The following is an 11,787-nucleotide window of genomic DNA, read 5'->3' as shown; positions in this document are numbered from 1 at the left end:
TCACGCAATCGTCCATGGCAATAAGTTTCGGGCATAAGCGATTTGGGTACCGAGAATTCGAAAACTGTCCTGGTTGGTCGGTTCGGGCGCTACGGTTCTCCACCAGATATCCCCGATCCGGCGTCCCGATGTTCGGTGACTTTGTGTGGGCCTGGGCGGTTCCCTTCGTGTGTCGATCCGAGTGCAGGAGTATTCCGATGAACAGAGTTGCTGGAAAAGTTGTCCTGGTAACGGGCGCCGCCCGCGGCCAGGGGCGCAGTCATGCGGTGCGTCTGGCTCAGGAAGGTGCGGATGTCATCGCGTTCGACATCTGTGCCGACATCGCATCCAATGAGTACCCACTGGCAACTCGAGATGATTTGGAAGAGACGGCGAGGCTGGTCAAGGAAACCGGGCGCCGCGTCGTTACGGCGCAGGTGGACGTTCGTGATCGGGCCGGTATCGAAGATGCCCTGGCAGAGGGGGTCGGCACGCTCGGTGGGCTACATGTGGTTGTTGCCAATGCCGGGATCTGCCCCCTGGGTAAGCACGTGTCCAATTCCGGCTTCGTCGACGCGTTCGACGTGAACTTTCTTGGTGTCGTGAACACCGTCCATGCGGGTTTGGAATACCTGGGCGAGGGCGGATCGATCATTGCGATCGGTTCCGTGGCCGGCCTGGTTCCGCAGACTGGATTCAACGGTCAACAGGCGCTGCAAGGGCCGGGCGGTGACGGATACGGCTTGGCCAAGAAGATGATTCAGACGTACACCATGTCGTTGGCATTGACACTGGGGCCGAGTTCGATTCGGGTCAATGCGATCCATCCGACCAATGTGAACACGAACATGCTGCAGAGCCTGCCCATGTATCGGACCTTTCGTCCGGATTTGGAAAACCCAACTGCCGAAGACGCCGCTGTGACGTTTCCCTTCATGCAAGCAATGCCGACCCCCTGGGTGGAACCGGAGGACATCTCGCACGCGGTGGTGTATTTGTCGTCGGACGAGTCGCGATTTGTCACGGGCCAGCAGCTTCGGGTTGATGCGGGCGCGGGTATGAAGATCGGCCTCTGAGGTGCGATTTTCGGCTGTGACCGGCGTGAATGACTGGCTCGTTAACACTGAAATTTCGAATTCATTGCCCTGGACAGGTACCTGTAGTAACGTCCAGACATGTGTCCAGTCATGGTTACGAATCGACTCGCCGACGCCTCAACGGTAAGCAGGCAGACACTGTCTCCAAGCTCACCGAAGCCGCCGTTGTCGTACTTCGTGAGCATGAATATTCAGGGTTGACTGTGCGAGCCGTCGCTGCCGAGGCCGGGGTGGGAGCAGCAACCGCCTATACCTACTTCTCGTCGAAGGAGCATCTTGTTGCCGAGGTCTTCTGGCGCCGGCTCCGAGCGTTCCCGAGTCCGGACGGCACCGGTTCGGACTCCACCGACCGAGTGCTGGCCGTATTGCGGAACATTGCGTTGCTGCTGGCCGACGAACCGCAGGTGTCGGCGGCCGTGACCAACGCGTTGCTGGGCACCGATCCCGAGGTGGAGCATCTTCGTGACCGGATCGGATTCGAGATTCACAGCAGGTTGGTCGCGGCAATGGATCCGGTGGTAAATCCACATCGGATCGAGGCAATTGAAATGCTCTATGCCGGTGCACTTTTGCGGGCCGGAATGGGATATGGGACTTACGAGTACATTGCCGGACGCCTGGAGGCTTCCGCACGACTGATCTTGGAGCATCCATGACCGAAGCATTGATCGAACCGGTGATGTTCAATCCGTACGACTATCACTTTCACGAAGACCCGTATCCGACCTACGCGCGATTGCGGAATGAAGCTCCGATCTACCACAACGACGACGTCGGATTCTGGGCGCTGTCACGGTATTCGGACGTTCTAGGTGCATTCAAGGACAACAAGCGACTCTCCAGTGCAAACGGGGTTTCGCTCGACCCGGCAGCATACGGGCCCCATGCGCACTACGTGATGTCCTTTCTTGCCATGGACGATCCGCGGCATATGCGTCTGCGGCAGTTGGTGTCTCGCGGTTTCACACCCCGCCGTGTTGCCGAACTCGATGCACAGATTCTCGAACTCACCACGGCGCACCTGATTCCGGCCCTTGCCGCCGGAGGATTCGACTGGATCTCCGAAGTGGCCGGCAAACTGCCGATGGACGTGATCTCCGAGTTGATGGGCGTTCCCGAACCGGACCGCGCGGAACTGCGAAGAAAAGCAGACCTGGTGGTGCACCGCGAAGACGGCGTCCTCGACGTACCGCCGGCGGCCGTGGAAGCGTCGATCAGCCTCATGAACTACTACAAGGACATGATCGCCGAGCGTCGTCGCTCATCTACAGACGATTTGACATCAGCACTGCTCGAGGCCGAAATCGACGGAGACAAACTGTCGGATGCCGAGATTCTGGGCTTCATGTTCCTGATGGTCGTGGCCGGAAACGAAACCACCACCAAACTTCTCGGGAACGCCCTGTACTGGGGTTCGCACAATCGCAACGAGATTGCAGCGGTTCTTCGTGATCCGGATCTGGCATCGGAGTGGGTGGAGGAAACGCTGCGCTACGACACGTCGAGTCAGATTGTGGCTCGCACGACGACCGTCGATCTCGAGTACTACGGCACTACCGTTCCGGCGGGGGAGAAGATGCTGCTCCTGATCGGTTCGGCTAATCGAGACCCGGACGTCTTCGACGATGCAGACGTGTTTCGCCTCGGACGTAATTCCGCCAACAAGTTGGCCAGTTTCGGTGCGGGCGTTCACTTTTGCCTTGGCGCTCACCTCGCGCGACTCGAAGCGAAGATCGCTCTTGCCGAATTTGCCCGCCACGTGCGCGATTACGAGGTGGACGAGGCGGGTATCGAAAGAGTTCATTCGACTAATGTGCGGGGCTTCGCGGCCCTGCCGGTGAAGGTGCAGGTGCGCTGATGCCTCGTTTCGAACCCAACCCAGCCCGGCGGACGGCATTGATCAGCGGCGCATCGTCTGGGATCGGCACCGCTACCGCCTATGCCCTGGCTGAGCTCGGACACCCCGTCGTTCTCGGGGCCAGGCGCGAAGCCGAGTGCGAGGCGATTGCCGAGAAGATCCGCAGCAACGGCGGCGAAGCCCTGGCTCATTTCCTCGATGTCACCGACGGCAGTTCGGTGGATGCGTGTGTCACTGCCGCCGAAAAAGCAATGGGACCAGTGGAAATCGTCGTATCCGGTGCGGGTGATCTCGAATTCGGTGCCGCCGATCAAATGGAACCCGAACGGTTCCTGCGTCAGGTCGAAGTCCATCTTGTGGGTGCGCAACGGCTTGCTCACCGAATCCTGCCCGGTATGCGTGAGCGGCAACGGGGCGATTTTGTGCTGATCGGATCGGACTGCGCCGACCGGCAACGTCCGCTCATGGGTGCATACGACGCGTCGAAAGCCGGCCTCGAAGCAATGGGTCGTCAGATGCGAATGGAACTCGAAGGCACCGGCATTCGCGCCTCGATAGTGCGGCCGGGACCGACTTTGACCGGGATGGGAATGGACACGACGCCGGAGATCATCGGCCCCGTCGGCGAATCGTGGACCAGGTGGGGCTTCGCGCGGCACGGCTACATGCTGCGGCCATCCGACATCGCAAACGCCATTGTGACCGTCGTGACCGTGCCCCGAGGCGCGCACCTCGTACTGGTGGAGGTTCAGCCCGAAGCTCCACTCGATCCTCGTCCCACTCACACTTCACAGGAGACGACATGACTCACGGTGTACAGGAGAATCCGCGCACGCTGCCGCAGCCTCCGCGGGTGTCCGGCGGCGAACTCGAACACGGGCATCTGGAAGAACTGCGCACCGACCCGATCGCGTTGATGCGTCGGGTCCGCGGCGAGTGCGGTGACGTGGGATCCTTCCAGCTAGCCGATCGCACGGTGATCCTGCTGTCCGGCGCCGAAGCAAATGAATTCTTCTTCCGCTCCAACGACGAGGATCTCGACCAGCAAGCTGCGTACCCGTTCATGAAGCCGATCTTCGGTGAGGGGGTGGTGTTCGACGCCAGTCCCGAGCGGCGCAAGGAAATGCTGCATAATTCGGCACTGCGCGGCGAGCAGATGAAGGGCCATGCGTCGACAATCGGCACGGAAGTCGAAGCGTTGGTGGCAGAATGGGGCGACGAGGGCGAGATTGATCTGCTCGATTTCTTTGCCGAGTTGACCATCTACACGTCGTCGGCCTGCCTGATCGGAAAGAAATTCCGCGACGAACTCGACGACAGTTTTGCCAAGCTCTATCACGAACTCGAACAGGGCACTGACGCGCTCGCCTTTGTCGATCCGTACGCGCCGATCGAGAGCTTTCGCCGACGCGACGAAGCGAGACTGGCTTTGGTTGCACTCGTTCAGGAGATCATGAACGGGCGGATTGCGAATCCTCCCCACGGCAAGGACGACCGGGACATGCTCGACATCCTGGTTTCGGTCAAGGACGAGAACGGTGAACTGCGCTTCAGTGCGGACGAGATCACCGGAATTTTCATTTCGATGATGTTTGCCGGTCACCACACGACGTCCGGGACGGCCGCGTGGTCGTTGATCGAGTTGCTTCGTCATCCCGCCGTCATGACCGAGGTCGTCGAGGAACTCGACAGTTTGTACGCAGACGGTGCCGACATCAGTTTTCATGCACTGCGCCAGATCCCGGTTCTCGAAGCCGTGGTGAAGGAAACGCTGCGACTGCACCCGCCGCTCATTATCTTGCTTCGGGTGGCGCGGGGAGACTTCGAGGTGGGTGGTTTCGAGATTTGCGAAGGTGACCTGGTGGCGGCCACCCCGGCAATTTCCAATCGCATTCCCGAAGACTTCCCGAATCCCGACGAATTCGATCCGGGCCGCTACATCGACCCTCGCCAGGAAGACATCGTCAATCGGTGGACGTGGATTCCGTTCGGAGCGGGCAGGCATCGATGCGTGGGCGCGGCGTTTGCTCAGATGCAGCTCAAGGCGATATTTTCGATTCTGCTGCGCGACTTCGAATTCGAGATGACCCAACCGCCCGAAAGTTATCGCAACGATCACAGCAAGATGGTCGTGCAATTGGAGCAACCGTGCTCGGTCAGATATCGGCGTCGATCCGGTACGAGCAGTCGATCCGGTACAAGCAGTCGATCCGGTAAGAGCAGCGGGGCGTGAGTCATGCGTGTCGAGGTCGACCTGGATCTGTGTCAGGGCCACGCCGCGTGCGAATTGGAAGCGCCGGACGTTTTTGCGGTTCCGAAAAGGGGCAAGGTCGAAGTGTCCGATCAGCCGCTGCCGGACAAGCAGCGACACGAGGTGGAAATGGCAGTGCGTTACTGCCCGACAGGCGCACTGAAAATTGTCGAGGACTGACCAGGGAGAGGTTCACATGACCGGATTCGACCGCGCCGAGCTCGACGACATGGTGCAACGCTGGATTGACGCGAACAAGAAGGCCGAGGCCGCCGGCGACTGGAAGCCGTTGGCGGACATGTACACCGAGGACGCGACCTACGGCTGGAACTACGGCCCCAAACAGGATTTCATGGCGATCGGACGGGAAGAGATCCGCACCGTCGCGCTGGGTCTCGAGATGAACGGCCTCGAAGGCTGGGAGTATCCCTATCAAGACTTTGTGATCGATGAGCGCAGTGGCAACGTCATCGGACTGTGGAAACAGATCTCCGACGCCAAACGAGACGACGGCAGTAACTACTCCGTCTACGGCATCGGCGGTAGTTGGTTCCGGTACGGCGGAGATTTCCAATGGTCCTGGCAGCGTGACTTCTTCGATTTCGGAAATGTCTCGGCACTGTTCATGGAGATGATCCAGAACAACGCGCTGTCCAAGGGTATGCAGGCACGCATTCAGCGATCGATCTCCGGCGAACCACTGCCAGGTTGGTATCGCGTCGGTACCTCGCCGGTTCCGTTGTGGTGAGTCCGGTGACCGTCGGTGGATCCTTCGAGACGCTCTCGCGCGGCGACCTTGCTGTGTTGGTGCCCGAACTCCTGCTCTGTGGTCAGCTGATCGACAGATCCGGGATGGCGCACCTGATCGTGGAGTACGGGCGCGAAGGGATGGCGGAGGTTGCGATCGCGGAATGGGAATCCGCCAGTCCTTGGTACACCCGCCGGATGCAGAAGGCGCTGGGTTATCAGGGCGATGACGTCGTGACCATTTTCAAAGGACTGCAACTCGACATCGGAGCGCCGCCGCAGTTCATGGATTTCCGCTATCGCGTCGACGACCCGCAACACGGTGAGTTCTGGCTCGACCATTGTGGCGCTCTGACGGACGTCGAACCGCTGGGGGACGAGTTTGTCACCACCATGTGTCATGACATCGAAGACCCGACATTCGACGCGACGGCGATAGCAACCAATGCGCATGCGCAGATCCGTCCGATCCATCGGCCGCCGCGCAAACCTGCTGACAGGCACCCACACTGTGCCTGGACAGTCGTAATCGACCCATCGCATGTCCCGCCGGTCATGACGGCCCACACCGAGCAGATCGGCCGAACCGCTGCGGTGTCGGTGGAGTTGAGTCCGATCGACGGCAGCGACGACGGGGCGGCCGACTATTCGGGACCGCTGCTCTCGGATCTTCGTTTCTCCGACTTCTCGCACTCCGCGCTGGTTCGCATCGCGCAGGAAGTGTGCCTGCAACACCACCTCCTTGCACTGGGGTTTCTGCTCGCGGTGCGCGGGCGCAGTGATGCGGACAAAGCGCGAGAAATTACGCTCAAGCAACTCACCGGAATTGCGGGCGTCGCTGCGCAGCGCATCCGCGACGCATTGGGTCTGCCGCCGGATCTGGAAGGCCTGTCGGTGGTGCTGGAGCTACATCCGTTGCTCAATCCGAAGCAGTATGTCGAGCGTGAAATTCGCTGGGACGGAGAGAGTCTCGAGATCTTGATTTCGAGGACCGGTCTGGTTGACGCCGACGGTGGTTGGCCCACTCTGATCGACGGTGGGCATCTGGATCCGCTTCAGGCACTGGTACGCGGCGTGAATCCACATTTCACAGCCCGGGTGCTCGACGATACCGAGGCCGGGCTTCTGATCACGGTCGATACGACGGCGGAGGCTGCGCCGGAATGTGTCGAGGTCGCCATCACCAAAGTGAGCAGCGGCGCAGCATTTGCTTTCGAAGATCGTGGAATTCCGTTGCCTCTCTTCGTGGTTTGAGTGGCTGACCCTGAATAGGATCGTTCATGGCCTACACCTTTGCAGACCTGTTCGAGCATTCCGTCGATGCGATGCCTGATCGACGTGCGCTGATCGTGTCGGGGGAGGAAGTGACGTATCGCGAACTCGACTCGCGGGCCAACCGTCTGGCACATCACTTCTTATCGGTGGGTTTCGGGCACGGCACCCATATCGGAATCCAGATGCACAATTCGATCGAGACGATGGTTGCGGTCCTCGCGTCGTTCAAGATTCGCGCCGTTCCGATTACCGTGAACTACCGGTACACCACCGACGAGTTGGTGTACCTCTACGACAACGCGGATCTCGAGGCGCTCGTGTTCCATCGGGGGTACTCCGCGCGAGTAGCTGAGGCCCTGGAATCCACGCCTCGGGTGAAGCATGCGGTGATCGTGCCGGACGAGCTTGCCTCAGGCGGCGGACCGCCCGTGCCAGGGGCGTTGGCGTACGAGGACGCACTGTCGCTGCAATCTCCGGAACGCGTCGGCGGCGACGCGTTCGACGAGCGGAGCGGAGACGACCTGTACATCCTGTACACGGGCGGAACCACCGGACGACCCAAGGGCGTGGTGTGGCGTCAAGAGGACATCTGGCGAGTTCTGGCCGGTGGCTACGATTTCTACACCGGTGAGCCTATCGCCGACGAATACCAGCAATCCCGTGGCGGCGCAGCAGCTGCGGAACCTATGCGATGGTGCATGCTGCCACCACTCATCCACACGTCGGCGTTGATGCCGACGTTCAACGCACTGTTCTCGGGTAACACCGTGATCTTCGAGCCACGGTTCGATGCGGCACACGTTTGGACAGTTGTTGCCGAATACCGGCCACAGGTCATGGTGATCACCGGCGACGCGATGGGGCGGCCTCTGGTGGAAGCGCACCGCGAACTCCAACCAGATGCGTCCAGCTTGGCGGTTCTCGCGTCCGGGGCGGCACTGTTCTCCGGTTCGGTGAAGGACGCCTTCTTCGAGGTGTTTCCGAATCTGATGATCTCCGATTCGGTGGGATCTTCCGAAACAGGCTTCGGCGGTATCGGATTCGCAGCCAAAGGGTTGAAGCAGCGCGGTGGACCCAGGGTGGGTTCCAACCGGTTCACGGTGGTAGTCGACGATGACAACCGGATTCTTCCACCGGGTTCCGGCGCCGAGGGGTGGCTGGCAAAACTCGGCAACGTCCCGCTCGGCTATTACAAGGATCCGGTGAAGTCGGCGGAAATCTTCCGAACGGTGGACGGCGGACGGGCAGTGGTCACCGGAGACCGCGCCCGGATCGAGGACGACGGTTCCATCACGCTGCTCGGCCGGGGCAACATGGTGGTCAATACCGGTGGCGAGAAAGTGTTTGTGGAAGAGGTCGAGGCCGTCGTCAAGGCCCATCCGGATATTTACGACGCCACCGTGATCGGGCTACCGGACGAACGCTGGGGAAGCCGAGTTTCGGCCGTGGTTCGGGTGCGCGATGGCGTTGTTCCGGATTTCGAGTCCATCGAGAAACACACTCGGAGCCAGCTGGCCGGGTACAAGATTCCGCGTGCGTTCTGGATTGCACCCGAGGTGGTGCGCGCACCCAGCGGAAAACCCGACTACCGCTGGGCGAAGGAGTATGCGCTGGGTACGGAGCCGGTTCACCGCATCGATTAGTCCGTCTCGGCGCGCGCGGCGCCTTGCCTGTTAGAGGAGCAACCGAAATGCCCGAGCTGAACCTTCCTGACGGCTTCGACGTCACCGACCCTCAGATGTACGGCAAGCGCGTTCCCCTTGCCGAGTTCGCGGAACTACGCCGCTGCGCTCCGGTGTGGTGGAACGCGCAGGAGCCGGGAACCGGCGGTTTCCACGATGGCGGCGCCTGGGTAGTGTCGCGGCACGCGGACGTGCGTGACGTGTCGTTGCGTTCGGAGGAGTTCTCCAACAACGTCAACGGGTGCGTCCCGCGCCATGAGGACAACATCACGGCAGAAGAACTGGAAGTCAGTAAATATGTTCTGATCAACAAGGACGCGCCCGAGCACACCCAGTTGCGCAAGTTGGTGGCGCGCTTGTTCACACCAAGATCCGTCGAAGCGATGCGAGCCGGACTCGAAGAGCGAGCCGAAGAAATCGCGAAAGCCGCAGCGGCGTCGGGTACCGGTGATTTTGTCCAGCAGGTTGCGAGTGAGCTACCGATGCAGGCGATCTCGGACCTGATCGGCGTTCCGCAGGAGGCTCGGCGGCAGCTCTACGAATGGTCGAATCAGATGACCGGATACGACGACGAATCCATGGCCGGGGAGTCCAGAATGGCGTCGGCTCAGATTCTCGGATACGCCTATCAGCTTGCCGAGGCGCGCCGCGACGAACCGCTCGACGACATCATTTCGCGATTGGTCCAGGCCGACATGGACGGTGAGGCTCTCACACCGGAACAGTTCGGCTTCTTTGTCATCATGTTGGCGGTTGCGGGCAACGAGACAACGCGTAATGCAACAACACTCGGGATGATGGCGTTCCTGCAGTACCCAGATCAGTGGGAACGCTACAAGCGTGAGCGTCCACGCACGGCGGCCGACGAGATCATTCGTTGGGCGTCGCCGCTGACGTCGTTCCAGCGGACGGCGTTGGTGGACACGCAGATTGCCGGAACTCCGATCAAGAAGGGGCAGCGTGTTGTGCTGCTGTACGGATCGGCGAACTTCGATGAATCTGCGTTCGAGAACCCGGACGTCTTCGATATTCTTCGTGATCCCAATCCACACTTGGCTTTTGGTGGTACCGGGCCGCACTACTGCGTTGGCGCCAACCTGGCCCGGATGGAGATCGACCTGATTTTCAACAAGATTGCCGACCACATGCCGGACATCAGCAAACTTGGTGATCCCAGCCGGTTGGCATCCGGATGGATCAACGGAATCAAGGAGTTCACGGTCGATTACGGCAACAACGCCACGTGTCCCGTGGAGCACTGAACCGTGTACACCGGGAGGGTCTCGCTGGCAGCGCCGATGCGTCAACTCGGTCAGTTCTACAGAATGGGCGCCGATGTTGCGGTGGGCCTGGTACGCACACGCTTTCAGGTGCAGGAGTTTCTCGAACAAAGCTGGATGATCGCGCGGGTGTCGCTGGTACCGACGGTTCTGGTGGCAGTGCCGTTCACGGTTCTGGTGAGCTTCACTCTCAACATCCTGCTGCGCGAGATCGGTGCTGCCGACCTCAGCGGAGCCGGCGCGGCACTCGGCGCCGTCACCCAGGTCGGGCCAGTGGTCACGGTCCTCATCGTGGCGGGTGCGGGCGCCACCGCGATAGCTGCAGATCTCGGGTCTCGGACCATTCGCGAGGAGATCGACGCGATGGAAGTGCTCGGGATCGATCCGATCAATCGCCTGGTGATTCCCCGGGTGGTCGCGTCGACGGTGGTTGCGTTGCTGCTCAACGGACTTGTGTGCGTCATCGGCATCACCGGCGGCTACATCTTCTCGGTGTTCCTTCAAGGCGTGAATCCCGGTGCGTTTGTCGACGGCATCACGTTGCTCACCGGATTACCCGAAGTTGCCTTGTCGATGGTGAAGGCCGCACTGTTCGGCATGCTCGCCGGACTGGTCGCGTGTTACCGGGGACTGTCCGTCCGTGGCGGTCCGAAAGGTGTAGGCGAGGCCGTCAACGAGACAGTGGTCTACGCATTCATGGCGCTCTTCGTGGTCAACACCATCGTGACCGCGGTGGGCATCAGGCTGACGGCGGGGTGAGCGGCGTGGCACTGGCGGAACTCGGAAAATTCGGGGCGACCCGAGCACGGATGGCGCGAGTGTCGCGAGCCGTCGACGATGTCGGACGGCAAGCGGTGTTCTTCGTCAGAGCTATTGCCTTCATTCCGTGGGCACTGCGCAAACACCCGAAAGAAGTCTTGCGTCTAGTCGCCGAGATCAGCATGGGAACAGGTGCGTTGGCGTTGATCGGCGGCACCGTCGCGGTCGTCGGCTTCCTGACGCTGGCATCAGGCGGAACCATCGCGATTCAAGGTTTCAGTTCGCTCGGAAACATCGGTGTCGAGGCTCTCACCGGGTTCTTCTCCGCGTTCATCAATGTGCGCATTGCTGCGCCGGTCATTGCGGGAATCGGGCTGTCCGCGACCATCGGAGCGGGCTCGACGGCGCAGATCGGGGCAATGCGCATCAGCGAGGAAATCGACGCACTCGAATCGATGGCGATCAGTTCTGTTCCGTACGTGGTGAGTACGCGCATCGTGGCCGGGATGCTCGCCATTCTGCCGCTGTACTCGTTGGCGCTCGTCGGATCGTTTCTCGCGGGACGGTTCACCACGGTGGTGCTGTTCGGTCAATCGTCCGGACTCTACGACCACTACTTCACGACCTTTCTCGATCCCGTCGACGTCGCGTGGTCCTTTGTGCAGGTACTGGTAATGGCGTTGCTCGTCATGCTGATTCACACGTACTACGGCTACAGCGCCGTAGGCGGACCCTCGGGGGTGGGCACAGCTGTCGGGCGCGGCGTCCGACTGTCACTGATCTGTGTTGTAGCGGTGACCCTTCTGGTCTCGCTGGCGCTGTACGGCGGTTCCGGCAACTTCAACCTGTCCGGATAGGG

Annotated in this window: 12 protein-coding genes; all 12 read left to right on the top strand. The window is 60.7% G+C overall.

The features are described from left to right. Positions 1 to 197: 197 nt before the first annotated feature. Positions 198 to 1,055: a mycofactocin-coupled SDR family oxidoreductase gene (locus tag V2B23_RS24705; RefSeq protein WP_430952714.1), complete on the top strand. Its 858-nt coding sequence runs from the start codon at positions 198 to 200 to the stop codon at positions 1,053 to 1,055. A gap of 101 nt (positions 1,056 to 1,156) precedes the next feature. Further along, positions 1,157 to 1,732 carry a TetR family transcriptional regulator gene (locus V2B23_RS24700; protein ID WP_430952713.1) on the top strand — a complete coding sequence of 192 codons (576 nt, stop codon included), beginning with the start codon at positions 1,157 to 1,159 and terminating at the stop codon, positions 1,730 to 1,732. Continuing rightward, positions 1,729 to 2,934, top strand: coding sequence for a cytochrome P450 (locus tag V2B23_RS24695; RefSeq protein WP_430952712.1), 1,206 nt, complete (start codon positions 1,729 to 1,731; stop codon positions 2,932 to 2,934). The genes V2B23_RS24700 and V2B23_RS24695 overlap by 4 nt, the downstream gene beginning before the upstream one ends. After that, a complete protein-coding gene (locus V2B23_RS24690) occupies positions 2,934 to 3,740 on the top strand; it encodes an SDR family oxidoreductase (protein ID WP_430952711.1) in 807 nt (268 codons plus the stop codon). Before V2B23_RS24695 ends, V2B23_RS24690 begins: the two co-directional genes overlap by 1 nt. Further along, positions 3,737 to 5,167, top strand: a complete 1,431-nt coding sequence (locus V2B23_RS24685) for a cytochrome P450 (RefSeq protein ID WP_430952710.1) — start codon at positions 3,737 to 3,739, stop codon at positions 5,165 to 5,167. Before V2B23_RS24690 ends, V2B23_RS24685 begins: the two co-directional genes overlap by 4 nt. Before the next feature lie 3 nt (positions 5,168 to 5,170). Continuing rightward, on the top strand, positions 5,171 to 5,365 hold the full coding sequence (locus tag V2B23_RS24680; protein ID WP_430952709.1) for a ferredoxin: 195 nt from the start codon (positions 5,171 to 5,173) through the stop codon (positions 5,363 to 5,365). A 16-nt stretch (positions 5,366 to 5,381) separates the two neighbouring features. After that, positions 5,382 to 5,933 (top strand): nuclear transport factor 2 family protein, encoded by a 552-nt coding sequence (locus tag V2B23_RS24675; protein ID WP_430952708.1) that lies wholly within the window; start codon positions 5,382 to 5,384, stop codon positions 5,931 to 5,933. A gap of 5 nt (positions 5,934 to 5,938) precedes the next feature. After that, on the top strand, positions 5,939 to 7,186 hold the full coding sequence (locus tag V2B23_RS24670) for a hypothetical protein (RefSeq protein WP_430952707.1): 1,248 nt from the start codon (positions 5,939 to 5,941) through the stop codon (positions 7,184 to 7,186). Positions 7,187 to 7,212: 26 nt separating this feature from the next. After that, on the top strand, positions 7,213 to 8,850 hold the full coding sequence (locus V2B23_RS24665) for an acyl-CoA synthetase (RefSeq protein ID WP_430952706.1): 1,638 nt from the start codon (positions 7,213 to 7,215) through the stop codon (positions 8,848 to 8,850). A 47-nt stretch (positions 8,851 to 8,897) separates the two neighbouring features. Further along, complete coding sequence (locus tag V2B23_RS24660) at positions 8,898 to 10,151, top strand: cytochrome P450 (RefSeq protein ID WP_430952705.1); 1,254 nt, start codon at positions 8,898 to 8,900, stop codon at positions 10,149 to 10,151. Between the two features lie 36 nt (positions 10,152 to 10,187). Further along, on the top strand, positions 10,188 to 10,928 hold the full coding sequence (locus V2B23_RS24655; protein WP_430952811.1) for an MlaE family ABC transporter permease: 741 nt from the start codon (positions 10,188 to 10,190) through the stop codon (positions 10,926 to 10,928). Between the two features lie 5 nt (positions 10,929 to 10,933). Next, a complete protein-coding gene (locus V2B23_RS24650; RefSeq protein ID WP_430952704.1) occupies positions 10,934 to 11,785 on the top strand; it encodes an MlaE family ABC transporter permease in 852 nt (283 codons plus the stop codon). The last annotated feature ends 2 nt before the right edge of the window (positions 11,786 to 11,787 follow it).

It is taken from the genome of Rhodococcus sp. 24CO (genome assembly GCF_050586165.1).
In the GTDB taxonomy this organism is placed as follows: domain Bacteria; phylum Actinomycetota; class Actinomycetes; order Mycobacteriales; family Mycobacteriaceae; genus Rhodococcus_F.
This window is presented reverse-complemented; position numbering and strand designations above follow the sequence as displayed.